At 64.7% G+C, this 24,243-nt stretch carries 18 protein-coding genes and 1 pseudogene; 12 read left to right on the top strand and 7 right to left on the bottom strand.

The window, feature by feature from the left end:
* The first annotated feature begins 64 nt into the window (after positions 1-64).
* Both E4P82_RS09685 and E4P82_RS09680 read left to right on the top strand, forming a co-directional pair.
* Entirely contained in the window at positions 65-889 is an 825-nt protein-coding gene (locus E4P82_RS09685; protein ID WP_169248689.1) for a transglutaminase-like domain-containing protein, read from the top strand.
* A 201-nt stretch (positions 890-1,090) separates the two neighbouring features.
* Positions 1,091-1,957: a DUF72 domain-containing protein gene (locus E4P82_RS09680; RefSeq protein WP_169248688.1), complete on the top strand. Its 867-nt coding sequence runs from the start codon at positions 1,091-1,093 to the stop codon at positions 1,955-1,957.
* Positions 1,958-2,019: 62 nt separating this feature from the next.
* On the opposite strand, the gene E4P82_RS09675 is transcribed toward E4P82_RS09680, so the two are convergent.
* On the bottom strand, positions 2,020-4,290 hold the full coding sequence (locus E4P82_RS09675) for a serine/threonine protein kinase (protein WP_169248687.1): 2,271 nt from the start codon (positions 4,288-4,290) through the stop codon (positions 2,020-2,022).
* A 101-nt stretch (positions 4,291-4,391) separates the two neighbouring features.
* On the opposite strand from E4P82_RS09675, the gene E4P82_RS09670 reads away from it, so the two are divergent.
* The 3 genes from E4P82_RS09670 to E4P82_RS09660 are packed head-to-tail and all read left to right on the top strand — an operon-like array spanning position 4,392 to position 11,645.
* Complete coding sequence (locus tag E4P82_RS09670) at positions 4,392-7,571, top strand: hypothetical protein (protein WP_169248686.1); 3,180 nt, start codon at positions 4,392-4,394, stop codon at positions 7,569-7,571.
* Entirely contained in the window at positions 7,564-9,867 is a 2,304-nt protein-coding gene (locus E4P82_RS09665; protein ID WP_169248685.1) for an FtsW/RodA/SpoVE family cell cycle protein, read from the top strand. Before E4P82_RS09670 ends, E4P82_RS09665 begins: the two co-directional genes overlap by 8 nt.
* 59 nt (positions 9,868-9,926) lie before the next feature.
* Positions 9,927-11,645, top strand: coding sequence for a hypothetical protein (locus tag E4P82_RS09660; protein ID WP_169248684.1), 1,719 nt, complete (start codon positions 9,927-9,929; stop codon positions 11,643-11,645).
* Between the two features lie 37 nt (positions 11,646-11,682).
* Here E4P82_RS09660 and E4P82_RS09655 read toward each other — a convergent pair whose 3' ends face one another.
* The 4 genes from E4P82_RS09655 to E4P82_RS09640 form a co-directional block, all read right to left on the bottom strand.
* On the bottom strand, positions 11,683-13,116 hold the full coding sequence (locus E4P82_RS09655) for a trypsin-like peptidase domain-containing protein (protein WP_169248683.1): 1,434 nt from the start codon (positions 13,114-13,116) through the stop codon (positions 11,683-11,685).
* Positions 13,113-13,814, bottom strand: coding sequence for a tetratricopeptide repeat protein (locus E4P82_RS09650; protein WP_169248682.1), 702 nt, complete (start codon positions 13,812-13,814; stop codon positions 13,113-13,115). The genes E4P82_RS09655 and E4P82_RS09650 overlap by 4 nt, the downstream gene beginning before the upstream one ends.
* A 17-nt stretch (positions 13,815-13,831) precedes the next feature.
* Positions 13,832-14,101, bottom strand: a complete 270-nt coding sequence (locus E4P82_RS09645; RefSeq protein WP_169248681.1) for a hypothetical protein — start codon at positions 14,099-14,101, stop codon at positions 13,832-13,834.
* Positions 14,102-14,396: 295 nt separating this feature from the next.
* Positions 14,397-15,080: a glycine zipper domain-containing protein gene (locus tag E4P82_RS09640; RefSeq protein ID WP_169248680.1), complete on the bottom strand. Its 684-nt coding sequence runs from the start codon at positions 15,078-15,080 to the stop codon at positions 14,397-14,399.
* 218 nt (positions 15,081-15,298) lie between these two features.
* On the opposite strand from E4P82_RS09640, the gene E4P82_RS09635 reads away from it, so the two are divergent.
* Entirely contained in the window at positions 15,299-16,741 is a 1,443-nt protein-coding gene (locus E4P82_RS09635) for a caspase family protein (RefSeq protein ID WP_169248679.1), read from the top strand.
* Between the two features lie 21 nt (positions 16,742-16,762).
* On the opposite strand, the gene E4P82_RS09630 is transcribed toward E4P82_RS09635, so the two are convergent.
* Positions 16,763-17,377 (bottom strand): c-type cytochrome, encoded by a 615-nt coding sequence (locus tag E4P82_RS09630; protein ID WP_169248678.1) that lies wholly within the window; start codon positions 17,375-17,377, stop codon positions 16,763-16,765.
* 200 nt (positions 17,378-17,577) lie between these two features.
* Complete coding sequence (locus E4P82_RS09625; protein ID WP_169248677.1) at positions 17,578-17,865, bottom strand: hypothetical protein; 288 nt, start codon at positions 17,863-17,865, stop codon at positions 17,578-17,580.
* Between the two features lie 102 nt (positions 17,866-17,967).
* Here E4P82_RS09625 and E4P82_RS09620 point away from each other — a divergent pair, with 102 nt between their 5' ends.
* The 6 genes and pseudogenes from E4P82_RS09620 (at position 17,968) to E4P82_RS22030 (ending at position 23,650) form a co-directional block, all read left to right on the top strand.
* Positions 17,968-19,008 (top strand): Fe(3+) ABC transporter substrate-binding protein, encoded by a 1,041-nt coding sequence (locus E4P82_RS09620; RefSeq protein WP_420887087.1) that lies wholly within the window; start codon positions 17,968-17,970, stop codon positions 19,006-19,008.
* Complete coding sequence (locus E4P82_RS09615; protein WP_420887086.1) at positions 18,999-20,696, top strand: ABC transporter permease; 1,698 nt, start codon at positions 18,999-19,001, stop codon at positions 20,694-20,696. The genes E4P82_RS09620 and E4P82_RS09615 overlap by 10 nt, the downstream gene beginning before the upstream one ends.
* Entirely contained in the window at positions 20,693-21,757 is a 1,065-nt protein-coding gene (locus E4P82_RS09610) for an ABC transporter ATP-binding protein (protein WP_169248675.1), read from the top strand. The genes E4P82_RS09615 and E4P82_RS09610 overlap by 4 nt, the downstream gene beginning before the upstream one ends.
* A gap of 96 nt (positions 21,758-21,853) precedes the next feature.
* Positions 21,854-22,477 carry a thiamine pyrophosphate-binding protein gene (locus tag E4P82_RS22040; protein ID WP_246327482.1) on the top strand — a complete coding sequence of 208 codons (624 nt, stop codon included), beginning with the start codon at positions 21,854-21,856 and terminating at the stop codon, positions 22,475-22,477.
* A pseudogene (locus E4P82_RS22035) lies at positions 22,474-22,704 on the top strand (acetolactate synthase large subunit); the annotation flags it as partial. The gene E4P82_RS22040 and the pseudogene E4P82_RS22035, both read left to right, overlap by 4 nt.
* A gap of 49 nt (positions 22,705-22,753) precedes the next feature.
* Positions 22,754-23,650: a thiamine pyrophosphate-dependent enzyme gene (locus E4P82_RS22030; RefSeq protein ID WP_246327481.1), complete on the top strand. Its 897-nt coding sequence runs from the start codon at positions 22,754-22,756 to the stop codon at positions 23,648-23,650.
* The last annotated feature ends 593 nt before the right edge of the window (positions 23,651-24,243 follow it).

Below are 24,243 nucleotides of genomic sequence, written 5' to 3'. Positions count from 1 at the left end.
CGATTCGATCCGCCGCCGTTAAGGTTTTCCAGTTACCTACTTCTCTTCACGCTGAGGAATTCTCATGCTGATCCGGGCCGGTTACGACATCATTTTCGAACATCCGGCGCCAACGCCGATCATCACAATGCTCTACCTTCATCCGTCGCGCGGACCCTCAATCCGGCGGGGCGACTATCTGCTGGTCGAGCCGCCGGTGCAGGTCAGTGACTACACCGACGTGTTTGGCAATCGCTGTGGCCGTTTGGTGGCTCCCGCCGGTCCCATTCGATTTTGGAACGACGCGGTGGTCGAGGACAGCGGCCAGCCGGACCCACGGAATCCCGCCGCCGCACAGCACGAGATCCACGATTTGCCGGATGCGACGCTTACCTTCCTGATGCCGAGTCGTTATTGCGAGGTGGATCGGATGGTGGATCTGGCCTGGCAACTGTTCGGCACCGTGCCGAAGGGCTGGGCGCGAGTACAGGCGATCTGCGACTTCGTGCATAATCACATCATGTTCGACTACATGCAGGCCAGCAAGACCCGCACCGCCTACGAAACCTACCAGGAGCGAGTCGGCGTCTGTCGTGATTTTACCCACCTGGCGATCACGTTCTGCCGCTGCCTGAACATCCCGGCGCGATATTGCACCGGCTATCTGGGCGATATCGGGGTGCCGGTGACGGGTCCGATGGATTTCAGTGCCTGGTTCGAGGCGTATCTGGGCGGTCGCTGGTACCCTTTCGATCCACGCAACAACATACCTCGCATCGGTCGAGTGCTGATGGCTCATGGCCTCGACGCCGCCGATGTGGCGCTGCTGACCTCCTTCGGCCCCAGCCGGTTGGAGCGATTCACGGTATGGACCGACGAGGTGGGTGAGGACACCCTATTGCCAGTTTAGGACACGGCACTCACCGCAAGTGATCCGAGGAAGGAGAGTTGGGGGATTTTCATTCGCAAGCCGGCCACAACTCGTTCGCGATGACCACCAAACTGTTGGATTCCGGTGGCATGAAATGGCGCAATGCCGGTTCGACGAGGAGGCGGCTTTGGGGCCACGTTTGGACAATGTTCGCACCCCTGGAATTTAGCAGGATCGATCATGACACGCGCCCGTCATCACCTCGGCTGTCCGGTGTGGAGCAACCGCGACTGGGTCGGTGAGCTGTTTGCCCCCGCCGCCAAGCCTAGCGATTTCCTGCGCCAATATTCGGCGGTGTTCGATACGGTTGAAGGCAACAGTTGTTTCTACGGATTGCCCAAACCGGAAACCGTCTTGCGTTGGCGGGACGAGGCCGCGCCGGGGTTTCGGTTCTGTTTCAAGTTTCCGCGCGTCATCAGTCACGAGCGGCGACTACGTGGCGTCGCGGCGGAAACGACGGAGTTCCTGGACCGGTTGACACCACTGGCGGAGGCCGGGCGCTTGGGTCCGAGCTTTCTGCAATTGCCGTCCCGCTTCGGCCCGGACGATCTGCCGGTGTTGCGCGATTATCTGACCGCGCTGCCGGCTGGGTTTCAGTACGCGGTCGAGGTGCGGCATCGTGCCTTCTTCGCTAAGGGCGAAGCGGAGCGCCAGTTGAATCGATTATTGCGGGATCTCGATCTCGACCGAGTCATGCTGGACAGCCGCGCCTTGTTCGACGCCGACCCAACCGATCCGGATACCCAGACCGCCCAGGGCCGGAAGCCGCGCCTACCGGTCCACGCCATCAGCTTGGGTCCACGTCCGTTCATCCGTTACATCGGCCATCCCGTCCCCGAGGCGAACCGGCCGTATCTGGCGCCTTGGCTGGACAAACTCGATCTTTGGTTGAACGAGGGCCGGGAGCCGTATGTCTTCATTCACACCCCCAACAATCGACAGGCTCCGCGCTTGGCCCGGCTGTTTCACGAGTGGCTGCGGACCCGCCGTCCCGAGGTGGGCCTACTGCCGCCTTGGCCGGCGGAGGCGACGGGCGACGACGGCTAACCGTCGGTCGCTTGGGTCGTAACCAAGCGTGAGGAGAGGTGCTCGGCCCTTCTGTTGCGAGGTCAGCGGTATTCCTGTCGCCGTTGCGGAAGAGAATCCGACTGTTCGACATAGCGGGGAGACCAGTGATCGCGACGTTCGACCTGAGCGGTCTCACCGTTACCGTTCAGCGCCCGGTTGACGCTTTCCAGTCCACGTTGCACTTCCGACCCTACTGCCGTGCTGGTGCGGCTGACCCAGCGGGTAAAGGTTTCGGTCGGACCGGAAACGCCGCCGGTCGTGCCTGCCGCCGGCTTGGAGCGGTTCATCGGCGCGCTGGGCGGTTTGGCGGGAGCGGTGGCTGGCGCGGTGCCGCTGGAGTGGCTCACCAGCTTGATCGGCGGCAGGGTCGGTGGCGCCGGTTGCGAGCGCGATTTCAGTTCGATCGGCGGTAGCTTCAACGCCGTGGGTTGCGAGCGCGATTTCAGTTCGATCGGCGGCAGGGTTGGCGACGCTGGTTGTGGGCGCGGCGCGGCGCGGGCGATCGCTGGCTTGACGGGCACGGTGGCGGGTCGGGTCGCGCGCGGAGTTGCGGTGGCGGGTGCCGCTGTGGCGGTGCGACTGGCGCGGGTGGCCGGAGTGGCTTTCGCGGTACGCTGGGTGCTGTTGGAAGTCGCCGCCGTTGGCGCGGTTGGTTTCGATGCCGATTTCGTGATCCGCGAAGCGGGTGCCGGCGCGCGCTCCTCGACGATGGGCGCGGCAGGAGCCGCTTTGGCGGTTCTGGCCTTGATCGAGTATTTGGGCTGAGCTGACGGGGCGGGTTTCGGCGTGGCGGGCGTCACGATCGCGGGCGGAGCGACGATAACCACCGGTTCGACGGGTTCGGCGGGTTCGGCGGGTTCGATCTCGGACGGAGTGGTGACAGTCGTTGCCAGTTCGGGTTCGGGTTCGGTTCCGGCATCGGTTTCGGCGGGCGCCGGTGGATCGGTATTGGCCGCGACCGGCGCGGTGTCCACATCCTGGAGCGGTTCCGGCGCGGTGGTGGCGGCCGGCGGTGGTGGCGTGTCGGCGACCATGGGTGTCGGAGTCGGGGACACGGTCGGTTCCGTCGGTGGCACGGTATCGGATACCACTGGGGCGCTGGCGACGGCGTCCGGCGACTGCTGGCGATCCTGTCGGATCTGACCGGCTGGCTGGAGGAGGAGCGTCCAGGCCAACACGCTCGCCAACCCAAGCATCCCAGCCAGTCCCACCGATCGCCGCAGCCAGGGCGAAAAAGTCGGTGCGTCGGCGCGGCGCGGGTGCCGACGCGGTGGATCGGCCGACAGCGGCAGGTCCCAATCCGGTTCCGCAATCGGGGCGGGCAGGATGGACTGGCCGGAACGCGCCGCATCCAGCACGGCGCGGATGGCGTCACCATCGCTTGGCCGGTCGGCGGGATCGCGCGCCAGCAATTGCTCGATCAGGTCCGTCAACAGGGTCGCCGCGCCGCCGTGTCCATGCTCCGGTAGCGCTGGTACCGTCCAGAATTCGATGGAGCGCCGCAGTTGCTCTTGTTCGTCCTCGGTGAGGCCGCCCAGTTGCTCGCCTCGCTGGGCAGCGCCTTCCTGACCATGCAGGGTCAGCAATTGGCCGAGCCGGCGCTGGGCCTCGGTGGTCGGCTGTTCGGTGATGAGGCTGAACAGCAGCAGACCCAGAGCATAATAATCGGCGCGGTAGTCCACCGCATACTCGCAGCCGCCCGCGCCGTGACCGACCGGCAGGATCTGCTCCGGCGCCATGGTGGCGGGAGTGCCGATGAACGAACGGGTGCTGTCGCCGTTCTCACGTTTGAGTGAACCGAAATCGGCCAGCTTGAGCAGATCGCCGTCGTCGCCGATCAGGATGTTGCTGAGTTTAAGATCGCGGTAGACGAAGCCGGCGCGGTGGATCACCGCCAAGCCCGTCAAAATCTGCCTGGCCCAGTCGAGAATGCGATCCAGTTCCTGGGGCGGCGCGCCGTCCCGCCGCTGTTGTGTCAGCCATTGACCGAGGTTGGCCTGCAACCGTTCCAGTACCAGCACCGGCTGACCGTCGATTTGACCGTGGTCGAGCAGGTCGACGATATGCCGCGACTGTTCGGCGCCCAGGCCGTCCAGAAATGCGATCTCCCGCTCCAGGTGCGCGCGCCAATGACCCTGGAAGGCGGGGTCGGCCTGTGACATCGCTTCGGTATTGATGAACTTCAGGGCGACAGCGCGCCCGGCGTCATCGGTGGCCGCCCAGACTTGACCGTAACTGCCGGCGCCGGGCGAAAGAATGGCGCCGAGCCGGTAACTTCGGCCATTGATCGCGATCCGTTCACCACTTTGCATGGGGCATTCTCCAGGCTGGGCATTCTCGGGGCAGAATGGTAATCCAGTAAACTAATCGATAGGCGCCGGGTCAAGCTGGTTCCCCCTTTATATCATTGCACATGAAATCTGTATCGACACTGAATTGCGCCGCGTCGCGCCGGCTGTTGCCGTCGGTCCTGTTCGCGCTGGGCATGGCTCTCGGCGTGGGGGCCTTGTGGGCGCAACTGGCGGCGATTTATACCCGGCCGACGCCCCTGCCGGCGGCACCGGCGCGGTTGCCGACGGGCTTGCCGGAGGAGGCGGTGACCATTCCCGCCGGCCCGGGATTTCATCTGATTATCCCACGCCACGGGCTGCTGCTGGTACGAGGACCGGGCCAACCGATCGGTCAGCAGGATCTGGCTTTGTGCGACCAAAGCGTCGATTCCGCCGCCGGACCTGTCATGGCGCCACTGTACGTCGGCTGGGACTGGTCACGGCTGCGGGAAGTCGCCGCCGCCAATCGTGCCGCTCATCCTTCCCAAGCGATGGATGGCGGTCTGAAGAACCCGTTGCTGGATGACGGTCCCGATGGGGTGGACGTGCCGGCTTTCGTCGTGACCACGGAACCGGCGGGCATGCCGCCGCGATCGTACGCCGACGCGGGGTCGTTGCGGGTGACCTTGCATGATCAGCGGCCGGTCTTGCTGCTGGCGGACACGGCGGAAACGGGCGCGGGGCCGGCACTGGCGTTCCAGCGCGATTTCTGGTTGCTGTGGAACGTCGGCCCGGTGATCGCCGGGCGCTGGGATCGCGCGCTGCGAGTGCGAAGGTTGGAGGATCGCGCCTGTTCGCTTGGGCGGCTGCGGATCGAGGTATACGGCCCTCCGCTGGAAAAGCTCGGGATGGCCGACGCGGAACCGCGAACCGTATTGTGGTATGCGGGCGACGGTTCGGCGCGGGAATTCCGCCTGGCGCCCGGCCAGTATGCGCCCGCCGTGCCGCCCCCGCCTCGCGAAGACGCCGAACTGTTCGAGCGGTCGCTGGCCGCTGGTTTGCTGCGGTCGGGCGAAGATGGTCGGATCGCCATCGCGCCGGCCGATCTACCCTTGCGCCGCGCGTTCGCTCGTGTCCGTCCCGACCTGCTGGCGTCCGGTGACGGTGAACACGCTTGGTTGGATGGACCGTGGAATGATGAAATACAACGTTTGCATCAGGCGTTGCATTTCAGCACCACCGGCCGCTACGTACGCCGCCAAGTGGCTACGTTCAACGCGCGCCAACTGCTGGCGGCGGTGCGCTGGCGGCCGGAGAATGCCGATCTGAACGGAGATTGGCGGGCGGATTGGAAGGAGGTGCCGCTGATGCTGACCGAGTCCATGCCGCTGCTGGCCGGACGCTTGTTTATCGAAGCGCCACACGGTTGGCAAGCCTGGCGACGGGTGGCGCGTTGGCCGGAGCTGGAGCAGCGGTGGCCGGTGCGGTTTCGGTTGAGCCTGCCGCGACCGGCCCAGGCCGGCGAGCGGCTGGAACTGCTGGTGGTGGGCGGCCCCCCGGCCGTGACCGGCGCCACGGTGCTGGCCAGCGCCCCGCGTTGCGTGGACGCGCGACCCTGCGCCGGGCGGGACGCGCTGGCCCGCTGGTTGCGGTTGGAAATGCGGGACGGCGCCACGGAATTGGAACTGGTTTTTCAACCATTGCCGGCCGAGGCATTCCCCGGTTTGTACCGTTACGACTTTGCCCATATCCGCCGAGTCGATGGTCGCCTGCGCTGGTACGATTCGCCGGCGGCCAATGGTGGCGACCCGTCCCGACCGTCGCCGGCCGAAGTGACGTTGCGCGACCGGGCAGGGACGCTGTTGTGGGAAGCCGGCCAACCGACCGGAGCAGTGTGGGATCTGGGGTTAGCGGCGTTGGTCGGCCTGGGTCCGGTCCATGCCGGTTCGGTGGGCGGCGTGCTGGCGCGGTTGGGTCGGTATGGCGCAACGGCGGTCGAGGCCCGCCTGACCGTGGACCCCCGCTTGCAGCAGGCGGCGCGGCGGGCGCTGCTGGAACGATCGCCGGCCATCGGCGTTGCGGCGAGTGAAACCGATGCCCGGCGGGAAGAGCGCGTGACGAGCCTGATCGTGCTGGATGCCGACCAGGGCGATATCTTGGCCGTGGCCGGTAGCCCGGAACCGCCGGTCGGCGTTGCCTGGAGCGATCTATCCACGTTCGTGGCGGCTGTGCGACCGCGCCGCAATCCGTTGTGGGTTCGAGCCTGGCAGCACGACGGCGACGGCTCGGACTCGGTTGGCTCGGTTTTCGAGCTGGTCGATGCCTTGTTGCTGGAGCGGGAAGCCGGTCACCGGCCGCAACTGGCGGCGGCGCTGGTGGGCTTGACCGCCGACGCACTGGCGAGCTGGCCGCTCGCGCTGGCCCATGGTTTTGCGGCGGACGCGGCGTGTTATCCGAGCCACGCTGGCGGTCGCGAACCGTCGGCGGTTTGCGATGAACAGGATGGCGGGCAGACTTTGCTGGAACGGATGCGTCGCCATGGCGATGAGCGGTATGGCCTGATTCAGGCGCTGCGCGATTCCGCGCGCGGTTGGTTTGCCTGGCTGGTGGAGACCACCGATGCCACGTTGCTGGACGATGCGGGCTCGTCGGGCTTGGCCAGCGCGCGAGCCCTGACTCCGGCGGCGTTGCGGGGGGTACGGCCGCTGCTGAATATCATGGCCGAACTCGGTTTCGACTCGACCCGGGATCTGGATGGCGGTTTGTTGCCGGCCAACCTGATCGAGGCGAGCGATGTCCTGCGAGCCAGCGCGGCGACGCTGGAACCGATGAGCGATCGCGGACGAGTCCGGCGCGCGGCGCTGGGACAGGGCGTGTATGTCACGCCGCTACAATTGGCCGAGCTGGCGGCGGTCATCGCCACCGGCCAGCGGACGCCGCCGAGAGTGCTGGTCGAACTGAACGGTCAACCGGCGCGAGACGCGGCGGCAACCGCGCTCGACATCGCCACCGACCGCATTCGGCGGGGCATGCGGTTGGCGCTGGACGAGGAACCGCTGCGCACCGCTTTCGCGGATTTGCGCTTCGATGCGATCCGGTCGTCGCTCTATTTGAAGGCTGGCGCCGCATGGTTGGATTCCACGAAAGCGGCGGCGAATGCCTGGCTGGTGGGCTGGCTGGAACCGGGCGCGCTGCCGGGCGAGAATCGACGTCTGGCCTTCGCTTGTTGGATCAGTCCCGCCATCGGTCCCGACGGTACGGAATGCGGCGAGTTGACGGCGGCTTGGCTGACGGCGCTGGCCGAGGCGAAAGGCGATGAGTGAACCCGGACTCCGTGCCGGTGGCGATTCCGTCGCGCCTCGCTGGCCGGCGGCGCTGGCTGGTCGCTGGTGGCTGACGTTGCTCTGGTTGTTGCCGGTGTTGGCGGCGGGGTGGACCGTGTATCGAGCACCAGCCTGGCTGGAGCCCTGGGTGCTGACCGTCACCCTGGAACCGGGCCAAACGGTCATGTTGGGTCGCGAGGCATTGCGGGCGCCGCAGGCCGACAGCGAACATATTCTGCTGTGGCGCGAAGTCGGCGGCGGTTGGCGGCTGACCAATATCGCCACCGACAAGCAGGTGTTGTGGCAACCGGCCCGTGGCGGCGACGAGCAGCCGATCCGGGAATGGTCACTGCGAGCGGGAGCGGCCTTTGTCGCGGACGGTCAGACCTTTACCGTACTTGGCGTGGAAGGTGGGCGATTGGCGCTGCAAGAGGGTGGGCGGCGTTGGGAATACGATGGTTTTCGTTTGCGCCTGGATGGCCAACCGCTGCCCGAATGTTACCCGGACTGGCGGAGCCGTTGGCGCGAGCGCATGGCCGATCTGGGATGGCTCGGCCTGGTCCGGCGACCGCTGCGCTTGGGGGGCGGCGTCCATTGCGCCGACCGGTTGGGCTTGGTGGGGGTGCCGCTGGATACCGTGGTGCTGGCGCCCGTCGACTCGGGTTTCGTGCTGCGCCCCGGCGAGGCCGGGCGGCCGGACGGTCCGGCGGTGACGGTGGCGGCGGGCGGACCGGAGGCCGAATCGCTGTGGCGGCGCTCCGTCCCGCTGGCGATCGGCGACGACTTGATCATCGGTCGTACCCGGTATCGGGTATTGCGGACCGTCCCGGTGCTGGAACTGGCGGTCGTGGCCCGCGCCCAGCGCTGGCCCGCCGCGATAGCCCCGCGTCCGGTCACGCCCCCAGTGGAGGTGCACTGGCACTCGGTGACTTGGCTATGGCCGCCCGGCCTGGGTGCGTTGGCCTGGCCGCTGGGTCTGGCGCTGCCCCTGCTGGCGCTGGGGTTGATCTGGCCGGTTCGGACGCGCGACGGGCGCTGGCCGAGTGCGGGCGATCGCGGCCGGATCGCGGGCGCGCTGGCGCTGGCCGGGGTTGGTCTGGGTCTCTATCTGAGCAGTTTGACCGTTCCGGTGCTGTGGCCCTACTTGTTGGCATGGCCGGTGCTGTTGCTGTGGCTGACGGCGGTACGCTCGCCGTGGAGCGTTGGTTTGCTGGTCGTGCTGACGCTGTTGCTGGGCGGTGGGTGGATCACCCTGCTGCAATTGGGAACCGGCGCCGAAGAGTCCGGTTGGCCGCGCTTTGGCGGTGGCGGGGCGGCGCTGGCCGGGGCATTCGGCTGGCTGGCGTGGGCTTGGCGGAGCGTCTGGCGCCGCTGGCGGCCGGTCGACGGACTGGGTTTTCGGCTGGCGCGCTGGGGACCGCTGGCGCTGGGTGGCGCGGCGCTGATATTGCTGGCGGCGCAGGCCGCGTTTGGCGACGAGGGCGGTTGGAGCGGTTTCCAGCCGTTCGAACTGGCCAAGCTGGCGTTGGTGTTGTTGGCGGCTCATGCGCTGACGGTCGGCGCGGGAGAGGGGGGCGCCCGAAAACTCTCCCGGTGGCCGCTCTCTTTGGGGCCGGTGCTATTGTTGCTGGTGGCGAGCGGTTTTGCGCTGGGAATCCTGCGCGATTTTTCGCCCTTGGTTTTGTTGCTACTCTGGGTGCTGGCATTGGCATGGAGCTACCTGCGGGTGCATCCTCGGTTGGGTTGGCGGTGGGGCGGCCGATTGGCGTTGCTCGTGCTGGTCGGGTCGCTGGCGAGTGGGGTGATGGGGTTGCGTCAATGGCCGGACAGCTTGCCGCCGAGTTTGCAGCCGATTCGGATTCGAGCCTGGATGGCGCCGGAGCAATACCCGCACGCCGGCTATCAACCGCGCCGGGCGCTGGAGGCGATCCGGGCCGGCGGCTGGACCGGCGCGGTCTGGAGCGATACGGCCAACGGGCGGGTCATGACCGTTCCCTTGGTGGAAAACGACTTCACGCCGACGTTTTTCCTGAATCGCTACGGCGGTCTGGCGGCGTTGCTGCTGGTGGCTACGCAGACGGCCTTCGTTTTGCTGCTGGTGGCTATCGCCGATCGCGCCCTGAGACGGACCGACCGCAATGACCAACGATTGGTGGCGTTTGGCGGCTTCGCCTATTTTGCGCTGTGCGGCGGCGCGGCCTTGCTCGGCGCGCATTTTTTTGGTGTCATGGGGTACCAATCTGGGATTTCTGCCGGTGATGGGCCAGCCGATGTCGCTGCTCTCGGCCGCCGGTAGCCATCTGGTGCTATTCGTGTTGCCGATCGTGGCGCTGGCCGTCGCGGTCGAGGAAGGAAATGATGACCACTCACCCTAATGCCCTGATTGCTTCCGATTATGTCATCTGCGTGAACTTGCGCGCGGTGCCGGATATCTTCAACGCCGAATGGTTGTGGGATCGGGTTCGGATCGGCCAGGAGGGGGTGTTGCTGCTGGAAGCACTCAAGCGCCATCCGCGACGTATCGCGCGTTCCGCCGGCCAGCGCCAGGAAATCTACTACAGCCACGTCGTCATCCGGATTTCGGAACGCGATTCCATTCGTGACGAACGACTGGAGGATGGGTTCGGTCGCCATTTGCTCCTGCGGGAACTGCGGCGTTTGCACGAACGGGATCTGGGCGAGCATCTGGCCGAGAACGCGACGATTCGTTATCGCCTGGAGCCGGACCCGGTGTTGCGTCCGGGCGAGGTGCAGGCACTGTTCGGTCGGGCGATCCATCTGCCGGCCGATGATGAAGCGCCGGTCTTTCGGATCGAGGTGACGGCCGATGGGCAAAGCGATTGGCGGGAAGTGGGATCGATCTATCCCGGCCAGCGGCTGACGCTGCTCAACGGTGATCGGCGTGCCAGCAGTTACGCGGTGGTGGCTTGGCCGTTCCCAGGCAACGAATCGATATTGCTGCTCCAGCGATCCGAGGCGCCGACCCTGGTGGATGTGGTGGAGGAGCCGCCGGCCTGTCTGAATCTGACCGGCGACGGCCAGGGTGGCTTCGTGGCGCGCGACCATCGTGGTCGTGGTTTGCGGCTGCGGGTCGTGGCGCTGTCGGCGGATGTGGAGCTCCCAACGTTGCCGGAACAGGCGTCGCCAGAATCGCCGGCGCGGCCGGAACGGCGGCCCGTCGCCCCGGTCGCCGATTTGGGCAAGCCGGCATCGGGATCGAAGCCATCCGCCCCGGCGGACGGCGATTATACGATGATCGATCATTGGGGCCGGCGCGAGCCGGTGTTCGGCATCCCAATACATTTCGAGGAACCGTCCGCGCCGCCGGCCGCCATTCTGGAGTCTTCCCCGCCACCCGCGCCCGCGCCGCCGGCCGGACTCGACCAGCACACCTGGATTCCCCGTCGACCGGCGGCTTGCTTGCAGGTGGTGGGCGTCGCCTTGCAACGCTTGTCGACCTATGCGGCGGCCGGTATCAGCGACTGGCGGATCAGCTTCAACCGCGCGGGTGGACTGGTGCTGGACAACCATCCCGACGCCGCCGCCTGGCTGCGGATCGACAGCGCGGATCGGTTGTTTGGCGAGGTCGTGGGGCTGTCGGCGCCGCTGGAGCTGCCCGGCGTGTGGCGGCCGTTTCCGGAGCTGGAATTGGAATTCCTCGCCGCGCCATCGTCGATGACGGGGCATTATCTCGGCTGGGTGCGGCTACCGGCGCCGCTGGCGTTGCCGGTCCCGCGCGAGCGGGCGGTGAGTTTCGGTCGTGGCTCGGAGGCGGATATCGCGCCACGCCTGCTGGCCGATCCGCGTTCTCTGCGTTGGGAGGGCAAACCGAACAAGACGGTCGGTATCAGCGCCGAATATCTGGGGTTGTCGCGTCGCCATCTGCGGGTGCAGGTGCGGCGCGAGGATTGGTGGGTGCAATTGGAAAGCCAGAACATGTCGGTTTACCGGTTGGCACCGTCGGGCGAGGTGCTGGACGTGCTCAGTCCCGGCGTGGACACCGCCGCCGCCGCCAAGCCGGGCGATCTGCTGGTGGCGGGGGGCTACGTACTGGCGCTGGGGGCGGTGGAGTGAACGCCGCCCGCGCGTCCGAACCGGAACGGGCGTGGATTCAGGGCGCGCTCACCGAGCGGACTTGCATTTGCTTCGGCGCAAAAATCGGGGACGCAATGACATCGGCCGCGGCGATGGCGAAATTGAGGTTTTGGCCGACTTTCAACCCCATGGTGGCGACGCCGATGACGGTACCGTCCCGCAGGATGACCGGTCCGCCGCTGTTGCCAGGGCTGATCGGCGCGGAAATCTGAATGTAGCGGACCCCATCGATCTCGCGCAGTCCGCTGATCACGCCGGTCGAAAAGGTACTCTCCAAGCCGTAGGGGTTGCCGATCACGAACACATCCAGCCCGATCAGATCCTGGCTGTAGGTTTGGTTGAGAATAAAGCTTTCCTTGCTTTTGAGTTTGGTTGCCAACAACGCCAAGTCCGGTTCCTTGCTGCGTTTGCGGATGCGAGCCACCGACTCCCGGTCGCCGCAGCGGACCGCCAGGTTCTCGGCTTTATCGATGACGTGGTTGTTAGTGATGACCAGCCCATCCTTCGATACCAGCAGGCCACTGCCCAGATTGGCGGTTTTGCCATCCTGGAAAGTAACGATCAGGCAGGTGAGCGGCATGCCGCGTCGGTAAATGCGTTGCCCAGGATTGCCGTTATCCGCCGCCGGTGACGCGGTTGGCTCCGCCGTGGCGGGGTCGGCCGGTTTTGCCAACAAGGCCAAACCTTGTTTCAGCGAGCCGAGTAGGTCGCGGGTTGTCGTGGTGGAAGGGGTGGTTTGGATTTCGGAAACGTGCCTGGAATCACCCCCAGGCTGGACCGGCACGGCCGGTTGAGGGGGTGGGGAATCAGTGAGCGGAACGGGCTTGGTAGCGGGCGCGGGCTTCGTAGCTCGCAAGGCTTGCAACGCGCCGATGCGGACGGCATCCGCCGGGTCGGCGGTGGCCAGTTGCCGCAGTTGTTCGGTCGCTTGTGGCTGGTCCTGGGCGAAGCGGAGGGCGTTGACGAACGCGCCGGTCGCTCGGCGGACGTCGCCCTGCTGACCATAGACTTGTCCCAGGGCGAGCCAGGACGCCGAACGGGTCGGTGCCAGGGACAGCGCGTAGACCAACAAACGTTCTGCTTCCTTGAAACGGCGTAACCGCAAATAGGTCAGGCCGAGCGCGCCGGCAATTTCCGGATCGGCGGGATCGGCGATGAAGGCCTGGCGGAACGCCGCCAACGCTTCCTTCAATTGGCCGCCCGCTAACCGCTCCTGGCCGTGCTGGCTGAAAGGGCTGGCCTGCCGGGCATCGCCCGGTTCCGGTCGTGGCAGGTTTTCTATTTGTTCCCGGAAGATCAGTACGCCAGCTTCTTCGTTGGCGCTGGCCAGGGCGATCATTTGCTGGACGTAATAATCGATCGTTTCGTATTGACTGGCCGAGGCGGGCAAAGCGCCGGTCAGCGCCAGTGCCAGCGCCACGCCACGAAAGGCGAGAAGCGGGAAATTCATGGCGCGCGGGTGGGGATCGGCGCGCTGTTCATCGGCACGATACCGTCGGGGTTGGCCGGCAGCGGCGGGACGATGACGGCTTCCGCCGGCAGATGGAACAGCCGCAAGGTTTCCAGAGCGGCGTTGCGCAGGATGTCGGCCGCCTCGTTTTCGGCGATGTTGCGCAGGATTTCCTCGGCGCGCATCTGATTCTGGGCAAAGCGGTAGGTGTTGGCCAAGGCGCCCAGTGCGCGGTCGGCGTCGTTGGTCAGGCCGTACACTTGGGCGAGCTGGAACCAGGCCACGGCCCGGGTGGGTTCGAGGGCGAGCGCCTGTTGCAAGGCGGCTTCCGCTTCGGGAAAGCGACCCATCTTGCGGTAGACCAGCCCCGCATAGTTGGCGGCGTCGGCGTTACCGGGATCGTCCCGGCTGGCCTGCTGGAATGCCTCCAGCGCCGCGTCCAGCGCATCCTGCCCAAACAGGGCCAGACCATGCTGAAAGGCGGCGCGCGCCGCCGCCTGATCAGGCGCCGCCGGTCTCGGGTTCTGTTCCAGCATCCGTTGCATGCCCGCCACTCCCTGCTCGTTGTTGGTGGCAGCCATTTCGATCATTTGTTGGACGAAATAGCGGTTCCGCTCGCTATCCTGGGCCAAGGCGGCCGGCATCGCGATGATCCATGCCGCCAGCAACAGTGCCGGCATCCGGCAAGCATCGTTCATGCCCCACGTCCCGCGTCTCACAGATTCTTGATGGCGTCGTACTGCCGTTCCAGGCTGAGCCGTTTGGAATTGGCCTGGGCGGCGGTCAGTTGGCCCTTGTCGAGCTGGACTTCGAACTCCTGGATGTCGCGGTTCAATTGTTGTTGCTTGCGCTGCAACTCCGCCGTGCGCTGATCGGTGGCGGATTTGGATCGCTTCAACTGATCGACCCGCTTGGCGAGTGCTCGGTTTCTGGCCTTGAGCGAGGCCAACTGGCGGCGCTGCTCGGCCACCTCGTCGGCTTTCATCTGTCGCTCGCTTTCCAGATAGGCGCCTTCTTCCCGCAGCGCGCAGTTGGTTCAGGCTGTCGTCCCGCTGCTCTTGCAAGCCCTGCTGGCGCGTTTCGTAGTCGCCGGCCGCCAGCCCGTGCACGCCGCCGAAGAATCCGCCGCCGTGCGGATCGTTGGTCGGATCGGCGGCGCAGCCTCCCAGCAGGAGCAGACTCAGGATACCGGCATAACCGCGTGTGAATGCCATGATCGTGATCTCCCCATCCCCGGCTTGCCCGATGGCGGGCGGGGGGATGCTTCGAGCGTTGTTGTGCTAGATGGACATGCTGTCGTAAACCCGTTGCAAGCTGGCGACGTTCTGACTGGATTTTTGCCGGGTTTCCTTCAGTTCCACCAGATTGGACTCCAACTGCCGGGTATATTGATCCTGCGGTCCTCGCTTCTGCTGGGATTCCTGATGGACCTGCTCGGCATCGGCCAGTTGTTTCTCGGCCAGTGAGTTGATCTGTTTGGCCTTGGCCAGTTGCTTTTCCACGGTGGCTTTCTGCTGGACGAGGGCGTCCCGCGAGGCTTTGCCCGCCCGATATTGCCGCGCCAGCCGCTGCGATTCGCGGTCCAGTTGGGCAATTTCCTGGTAAAGCTGGCGGTTCTGGGCGTCGGCTTCCTGAATGAACTCCTGATTACGGCGGATTTCCGCGACCAGGAAGTCCTCCTCGTTGGCGTACTGAGCCTTGCGTTCGGCGATGGAACTGCCGATGCCGGCGCCGATCAAACCACCGGCCGCGGCGCCGATCAAAGCGCCTCGGCCCCGGTTGTCGCCGCTGACGGCGGCGCCGAGCAGCCCGCCCACAAGCGCCCCGAACACCGCGCCCTGAGCGACGGTCGCCTGCTGGTCGTTCGTGTTCGTGGTGCCGTCGGGGTTGGTGGCGCACCCCGACAAAGTCGCGCCGATCGCGACGGCGACGAGCCATTTCGTGCCTGAATGGTGAACGTGCATGAGTATCTCCAAACCGTGGTCGTGGTTGGTTTTATATCCTTTCGACAATTCTGGAAGCGGCGGGGTGCGAAATCAACGCGCCGGCCAGCCGTTCGGAGAAAAATCGCCGCCCCCGGCGCGGTTGGTGGCTTGCCAAGGTAGTACCATTCAGCCGGTGGCGCGCAAACTCGCCAACGGTTCCCTCTCTCCGAAAACCACTGCCCCCGAATGATTGCAATATGAACTTCGTGCTTGCAATGCGTTTGCTGATCGAACGTGAGAAAAGAAGCTGTTCCTGGTCGAAAATGGTTTTGGCCGGTTGGGTCGGTCTGGTCGCGCTGCTTGCCCCCGGAGCGGTGCTGGCGGAATCCCGCACCGCGCTGGTGGTCGGCAATGGCGCGTATCAGGACGCGCCGCTGAAGAACCCGGCCAACGACGCCCACGACATGGCGGCCAAACTGCGGGAATTGGGGTTTCAGGTCATCGAACGGCTCGACGCCGACCGCCAGACCCTGCGGTTGGCGCTGCGGGAATTCGAGCAACAGTTGCGGCAGCGGCGCGGCGTCGGTCTGTTTTATTACGCCGGGCACGGCGTCCAACTCAAGGGGCAGAACTACCTGATCCCCATCGGCGCCGACATCCATCAGGAGTTCGAAGTGCCCGACGAGGGTGTCGACGCCGACATCGTGCTGCGGGCGATGGAGTCCGCCGGCAACGAACTGAACATCGTGATTCTGGATGCCTGCCGCAACAATCCCTTTACCCGGGGTTTCGGCGGAAGCCGGGGGTTGGCGCGGATGGAGGGTCCGGCCGGGACCTTTATCGCCTACGCCACCGCGCCCGGCGCGGTTTCGCAGGACGGCGCCAGCCGCAACAGCCCCTACACCCGCCATCTGCTGGCGGCCATGAGCATGCCCGGCCTTAGCCTCGAACAGGTGTTCAAGCAGGTGCTGGTGGCGGTGGAGCAGGAGAGTGGCGGGGGCCAGATTCCCTGGGTCGCTTCCTCGCTGCGTGGCGAGTTCTACTTTGCCCCGGCTTCGGCTTCGGCTTCGGCTTCGGCTTCGGCTTCGGCTTCGGCTTCGGCTTCGGCTTCGGCTTCGGCTTCGGCTTCGGCGGCGCCGACGCCCGCCGGCTCACAGCCTGGAGCCTCACCGGCCGCTGAGTCGACTCCGGTCGCGACCGTGCCTCCGGCGGCCAGCGGTGCGGCTGCTCAACCGCCGTCCGCGCCGCCGGAGTCGGATTGGGTGGCGGTGCCTGGCGCTGACTTTGCGATCAGTCGGTACACAGTCAGCCTGGATGCGTACCGTCGTTTTGCCGAAGCCAGCGGTCGGACCGCGCCGCCGGCATCCGGCGCGATGTCCGATGGCCCGGTTCGGGTCACCTGGAGAGAGGCCATGGACTACGCCGCCTGGCTGTCCGCGCGGACGGGCAAGGTCTACCGCCTGCCGGCCGAACTGGAATGGGAGTATGCCGCCCGTGCCGGCGTGATGGCCGCCGCGCCGGATTCGGATGAGCAGGTCCGGGAGTGGACCTGCTCCGAATACCGGCGGGAGTACGAGGGTCAGGAGCAGCGCTGCGCCAGTCGGTTGCCGGAAGCGGTGGCGATTCGCGGCGGCAACTGGCGGGCAGGCGCCGATCCGCTCAGTGACGATCTGGAGTTTCGGTTGGTGCGGGAGCCCTAGCCGGAACGAGCTAGGCGGTACTCACTCCTGTTGGACGGTCACCAGACCTTTGGGTTGGCTAGCGAAATAGCTAGCGAGATCGGTGATGTCCTGCGGCGACAGCGGTTTGGCCATGCCGCCCATGATCGGGTTCGTGCGGGCACCGCTTTGGTAATCGCCCAGCGCCTTGCGCAGATAATCTTCTTGCTGGCCGGCCAGTCGGGGATAAATCGGGATGTTGCCGTTGCCATCCGCGCCATGGCAGGCTGCGCAGGTCGCGCTTTTGGTCTTGCCGGCGGCGGTGTCGCCCCGAACCGGGTAGGGTGCGGCGGCGGCCGGGAAGCTGGACAGGTAGGCGGCGATGTCCTGCATGTCCTGCTCGTTGAGCGGGAAGGCGTTGGCGTGCATGGTGGGATGCTTGCGCTCGCCGGCCTGGTAGGCTTTGAGCGCGACGATGATGTAGTCGGCGTGCTGACCGCCCAGCCGGGGGACATGATAAGTCGGATAGGCGTTGGTATAGCCGGGGATGGCATGACAGCCGGCGCAAGTTGCGAACTTGGATTTGCCGGCGGCGGGATCGCCAGCGGCCTGCGCGGCGCTGGCCAAGACGCCGCTGATCCCCAGGACCAACAATTGCCATAGTACGGATCGGATCATATCGTCCTCTGCAGTGGATTTCGGATTGGAGTTATTTGAAATGCGGTAGCGCCGTTCGGCGCGTCCGGCCAAGAGCTTCATTGCGCCGCATGATCCTGCAAAAGCCTTTCAAAATCAATAGCTAAAACAAGATTTGAGGTCGGGCGTCATCAGGAAATTCGCACGTAATTTTTTAACGATAGTCGTCTCTCTGTCAGGTATCAATCATCAAGGCCAATTTCTTTCATCTTTCTCCACGGAGTGGCGCGACTCACGCCGAGCAATGTGGTGGTTTGGTTGCGCTTGTCATGGGTTTTCGCCAGTGCATCTGGCATCCGTCCGGTTCCAGGGCAAGCATGTCGCCACGACCGCCAGGCGGTTGGTGAAAATTTGAATGACCCCCGATCCTCTCCCTCAAAATAGAGAGAGGAGTCGTACATGGTGTCGGAAAAGCTGGGCAGCAACGCGGAGGTCAGCGCGGCCTCCAGGTGAAGCCAATGTTCGATCAATCCGGTTGCTGGGCAATTCTTTACAGCGCAAATGAGAATAACTATCATTTAAAAAATAATCGCGCTCAAATGAAGTTCTCGACGTCCATCGCATTCCCGGAGATGTTTATGCCCAAGCTATCGAAACCCCGCGTTTTATTACCCGTGCTTTGTCTGTTGGTCGGCCTGCTGACCTCGCCGCTGCTGGCGGCCGAGGAAGTCAATGTTTATTCGGCGCGCAAGGAAGACCTGATCAAGCCTTTGCTGGATGATTTCAGCAAACAGACCGGCATTACCGTCAATCTGGTGACCGGCAAGGAGGAAGCGCTGTTACAACGCCTGCAAAGCGAAGGCGCCAACACTCCGGCGGATGTGCTGCTGACCTCGGATGCCGGCCGCTTGGCCGCCGCTCGTCAGGCGGGCGTGCTGCAAGCGGTACAATCCGAGGCGCTGGCGAAGCACATCCCGGCCGCCTACCGCGATCCTGAGGGGTACTGGTACGGACTGTCGGTTCGTGCCCGGCCGATCATTTACGCCAAGGACCGGGTCAAGCCGGCACAGCTCTCCACTTATGAGGATCTGGCCGCGCCGCAATGGCGAGATAAGATTTGCGTGCGTTCCTCCGACAGCATTTACAATCAATCGCTGGTGGCGGGGATGATTGCCCACCACGGTGAAGCCAAGACCGAGGCCTGGGCCAAGGGTCTGGTCGCCAATTTCGCCCGCCCGCCGAAGGGTGGCGACCGCGACCAGATCAAGGCCGTGGCCGCCGGCGAGTGCGATGTGACTCTGGCCAACACCTATTACCTGGGCGGCATGGTGAACTCGCCAGATCCGGCGGAACAAGCGGCGGCGGCCAAGGTAGCGGTGTTCTGGCCCGATGCCAAGACCACCGGGGTACATGTCAACGTCAGCGGCGCTGGCGTGACCGCCCATGCCCACAACCGCGATAACGCGCTCAAGCTGCTGGAGTTTCTGGCCAGTGATTCGGCGCAGCGCTGGTATGCCGATGTCAACAACGAGTATCCGGTCAATCCGGCCATTCCGCCCAGCGCCACCCTCGAATCCTGGGGCACGTTCAAGGCCGACACCCTGAACGTGGCCAAACTGGGCGAACTAAACGCCGCCGCCGTGCGCTTGATGGACCGGGCTGGGTGGAAGTAGACCCAGCCCGAACGCTTTCTCGCCCTGACCCTCCCTCGCGAAAGGGAAGGCGATTTGGAGCACGGGCCGATCGTTGGACGCTGTGGGTGGTTGGGGTCGCTGTCTTACTGGCGCTGCCGGTATTGACCGTGTTCGTCACCGCGCTGCAACCGGCGGGCGCGGTATGGCGGCATCTGGTCGATACCGTGCTGGCCGACTATCTCGCGAATTCCTTGTTGCTGATGCTCGGGGTCGGGATCGGTACCTTGCTGGTCGGGGTGCCGGCCGCGTGGTTGACCGGCGTATGCGAGTTTCCGGGCCGGCGGCTGTTCGAGTGGGCGCTGCTGCTGCCGATGGCGATTCCCGCCTACATCATCGCCTACACCTATACCGGCTTGCTGGATTTCGCCGGCCCGCTGCAAACCGCCTTGCGCGAAACCTTTGGCTGGACCCGGCACGATTACTGGTTTCCCGAGGTTCGCTCGCTGCCGGGCGCGGTCGCGATGCTGACGCTGGTGTTGTACCCCTATGTTTATCTGTTGGCGCGAGCGGCGTTTCTCGAACAGTCGGCGGCGGTGCTGGAGGTCAGTCGCAGTTTGGGCGCTGGTCCATGGCGACGTTTTCTCGACGTCGCCTTGCCCTTGGCGCGGCCGTCGCTGATCGCTGGCGTGTCGCTGGTGCAAATGGAGGCGTTGGCCGACTACGGCACCGTGCAGTATTTCGGCGTCGGCACTTTCACCACTGGCATTTTCCGGGTTTGGTTTGGGATGAACGATGCCACCGCCGCCGCGCAACTGGCCACGCTGTTGCTGTTGTTTGTCTTCGCCTTATTGGTGATGGAGCGACTGTCGCGGCGGCAAGCGCGTTTCCATCATACCAGTGCCCGCCAGCACCGACCGCCGCGCGTGCCGTTGCCGGGCAAACGCGGCGGACTGGCGGTACTGGCCTGCCTGATTCCGCTGCTGATGGGTTTTGTGATCCCAGCGAGTGTCTTGGTGGTTTGGGCGACACGAACCGCGCCGCGCGTGGTGGATGAGCGATTCCTGCACCTGACGGCAAACAGCCTGTTGCTGGCGGTGGGGGCGGCCGGATTGGTCTTGCTGCTGGCCTTGCTGCTGGGCTATGGGCAACGCCTGCGACCGCGACCGCTGGTGCGGTTGGCGGTGCGCGGCGCCGGTTTGGGTTACGCGGTGCCCGGCACGGTGATCGCCATCGGGGTGATGTTGCCGTTCGCCGCCATCGATCGGAGCGTGGATGGCTGGGCTCGCGCTGGGTTCGGCGTGTCCACCGGCTTGCTGTTGAGCGGGACGCTGATCGCGCTGCTGTTCGCCTACTGCGCGCGGTTTCTGCCGGTGGCGCTGCACAGCGTGGAGGCGGGATTGACCCGCATCCGGCCGAGCATGGACGATGCCGCCCGCGCGCTGGGGGCGACGCCCCGAGCGGTGTTGTGGCGGGTGCACGCGCCTATGCTGCGCGGTAGTTTGTTGACCGCGTTGTTGCTGGTGTTCGTGGATGTGTTGAAGGAATTGCCGGCGACGCTGATTCTGAGGCCGTTCAATTTCAACACGCTGGCGGTGCGGACTTACGAATTGGCCTCGGACGAGCGGCTGGCGGATTCGGCCAGTTTCGCCCTGGCCATCGTGTTGGCCGGCGTCGGGCCGGTGATCCTGCTCAGTCGTGCCATCGGCCGTGGGAGGACTGGACAGTGACGACCTTTCTCGAATTGATCGATCTCGATGTTGCCTATCCGCCCCGCAAGGTCATCCGGGATCTGACGCTGCGGATGAGCCACGCCGGCATCGGTTGCCTGCTGGGACCCAGCGGTTGCGGCAAGACCACTTTGCTACGGGCCATCGCCGGTTTCGAGCCGTTGCGGCATGGCTCCATCCGGTTGGAGGGGATCGAACTCAGTCGGCCCGACTGGACCTTACCGCCGGAGCAGCGGCGGATCGGGCTGATGTTTCAGGATCTGGCGCTGTTTCCCCATCTGCGTGTCGCTGACAACATCGCCTTTGGTCTGCGCGACTGGAAAACGGGTGAGCGGCGGGCGCGGGTGGTCGAACTACTGAAACTGATCGGGCTGGAGGAGTATGCGGGACGCTACCCGCACCAGCTTTCCGGCGGCCAGCAACAACGGGTGGCGCTGGCGCGAGCGCTGGCGCCGCGACCACGATTGCTGTTGCTGGACGAGCCGTTTTCCAATCTGGACGTGACCTTGCGCGAGGATTTGGCGCGCGAGGTGCGGACCATTCTGCTGCGGGAAGGTACCAGCGGTCTGCTGGTCAGCCACGATCAGTTCGAGGCATTCGCCTTCGCCGACGAGATTGGCGTGTTGCATCAGGGCCGGCTGTTGCAGTGGGACAGCGCCTACAACCTTTACCATCGACCGGCCGACCGCTTCGTCGCCAATTTCATCGGGCAAGGCGTGCTGTTGCCCGGCCGACTGGGTGGCGAGGGGCGGGTGAACACGGAATTGGGCGAAATTGGGGGGAAGTCGTTGGATCGCGGCTGCGTGGCGGGCGAGCAGGTGGAGGTGCTGGTTCGGCCGGACGATGTGGTGCATGACGACGACAGCCCGCTGCGGGCGGAGGTGGTGGAGCGAGCGTTTCGAGGAGCGGAGTTTTTGTACACCCTCAAACTACCCAGTGGCGCGCGGTTGCTGTGTCTGACGCCCAGTCATCACGACCATGCACTGGGGCAGCGCATTGGTATCCGGCTGGACATTGATCATCTGGTGATGTTTCGGCGGGATGGCGGCGGGGATGGATGATGCGGGTGTCCGCTGGGTTCGAGTGCTGGCAAAATAAGCCCTTGATTGCCAGCATTCATGAAAACCCAGTGATGGATCAACCCGGAAGAGAGAGTCATGTCGGAATTGCAAGAACCCGTTGCTCAGCCTGAGGTGCAAACGCCGTCCGAGCAAAGCGGCGCCGAAATCGCCATCGACGTGCTGAACGAACTCGGTGTCGAGTATCTGTTCGGCCATACCGGCGGCGCCATCATCCCGCTGCACGCCGAACTCAACCTCAGAATGCGGCAGGGACGAAAAGCGCCTCGCTTCGTGCTATTCCGGCAAGAGGGTGGGGCGGGCCACGCCGCCGAGGGCTACGCCCGAGCCAGCGGTCGGATTGGAGTGGCGTTAGTCACCTCCGGGCCGGGTGCCACCAATCTGGTCACTCCCATCGCCGACGCCTACAAGGACTCGGTGCCCTGCGTGTTCATCACCGGGCAGGTGCCCAGCGCCATGTTGGGCAAGGACGCCTTCCAGGAAGTGGACATGGTGGGGATTACCCGCTCCATCACCAAGCACAACTACCTGATCAAGGATGTCACCGAACTGGCCGGTGTGTTGCGCCAAGCCTTTTTCGTCGCCGGCAGCGGCCGACCGGGACCGGTGGTGGTCGATATCTGCAAGAACGCCCTGGTCGGTTGCGACACGACCAGCGGCAAGCCAGACCCTTGCGCGGTTATCGCCCGCGAGCCTCCATGAAGCGGCTTGCCGCCGATCGCTTGCTGGCGGCGTTGCGGCAAGCCAGGCGGCCGGTGATTCTGGCTGGTGGCGGTGTCGTCAGTGCCGGGACCGGCCAAGAACTGCGGCGATTCGTGGAAAAATACCATCTGCCGGTCGCGCTGACTTTCATGGGGTTGGGCGCGGTTCCGCACGATCATCCGCTATGCTTGGGCATGCCCGGCATGCACGGGACTGTCGCCGCGAACGGGGCCTTGCGGGAGGCGGATTTCATCCTGTCCATCGGTGCTCGTTTCGATGATCGGGTTGCGGTGCGGGAGTTCGGTCGGGGGCATCGAGCTGGCCCATGTCGATATCGACGCGACCGAGATCAACAAGGCCGTTCCGGTCGGTTATGCGCTACGGGCCAACGCCCGCGATTTTCTCGCCTACGCCAACGATCTCGACCTGGACGGCGCCGACCTCACCGAGTGGTTGGACACGGTGCGGAGTTGGAAACAGCGGTTTGCGCCCGGTTATCGGGCGGACGGCGATTTCATCAAGCCGCAGCGATTCATCGAGGAACTTTCCAACTTGACCCATCGGACCGGCGTCGTGGTCACCGGCGTGGGCCAGCATCAGATGTGGGCGGCCCTGTTCTACAACTATCAGGAACCGCGCCAATGGATCAGTTCGGGCGGGCTCGGCACCATGGGTTTTGGCTTGCCGGCCGCCATCGGCGCCTGTTACGCCCGGCCCGACAAGACGGTCCTCTGCATCGATGGCGACGGCAGCTTCCAGATGAATCTCCAGGAACTGGCCACCATTGCCGCCAATCGGATTCCGGTCAAGGTGTTCATCCTCAACAACGGTTTTCTGGGCATGGTCCGGCAGTGGGAGGACATGTTCAACCAGGGCCATCATTACGAGACTTGTCTGGTTCGGACGAGCGACTGCGATCCGGCCTGCATCGAGAGCAAGGAATGCCGGATGCCCAATCCCAATTTTCTCAATCTGGGACGGGTGTTTCCCGGTATCGAAACCGTGCGGATCGCTCGCCCGGAGCAGATCCGGGCAGGCATCGAACGGGCGCTGGCGCATGACGGCCCCTTCGTGGTCGATGTCTGGGTCGACCGGACCGAGGATGTCAAACCGATGATTCCGCCCGGTGGGTCCCTGGCCGACATCATCCACGATTTCGACGACGAATCCTGATCGGAGGGTTCCGTCCCCGCCGAGGGAAAGTCTCTTGGGGACTTCGGCGTTTCGCGCGACAACCAGCCGTACTCGACGCGATACTCATTGTCGAGACGGTCCGGGGATGACGATATGAATGCCTTGATTGGCCCTGGTTGGGGCTTATGGGGCCGTCATTTGCTGACACCCGGTTCATTTTGGCCCTAAGCGCCGAGCAAGCCACATCGCTGTTGAACTTGACTGCCCACCCCGGGCCGCTGAAATCGATCAGGCAGGGTTCGGGGGGTAGGGCGACGACTCCCTTGTGCCTGCTTTATGCCGCGAATTTGTCCTAGTTGAATTGTTGTTGGTATCCAGCCCTACCGAATGTTGGTGCTTGATCATCATTCCGGCCACCTTATCCCACCACACGCATCGTCATACAGATAAAACAAGCTGTTACGAGCCATTGATCCTGCGAAATATTCAATTTTTAGCCGAAACGAGGATCGAGGTGATTTGTCTGTGTCTGAATTTGTTTACACTTATGCTGATTTCCTAGGTTAATCCGATAATCACGATTGTGGGTAATGGCACAAATAATGCCTTGTTTAAATTACAACCAGCTCTTG

It is taken from the genome of Candidatus Competibacter phosphatis (assembly GCF_012939995.1).
GTDB classification, from domain to species: domain Bacteria; phylum Pseudomonadota; class Gammaproteobacteria; order Competibacterales; family Competibacteraceae; genus Competibacter; species Competibacter phosphatis.
This window is presented reverse-complemented; position numbering and strand designations above follow the sequence as displayed.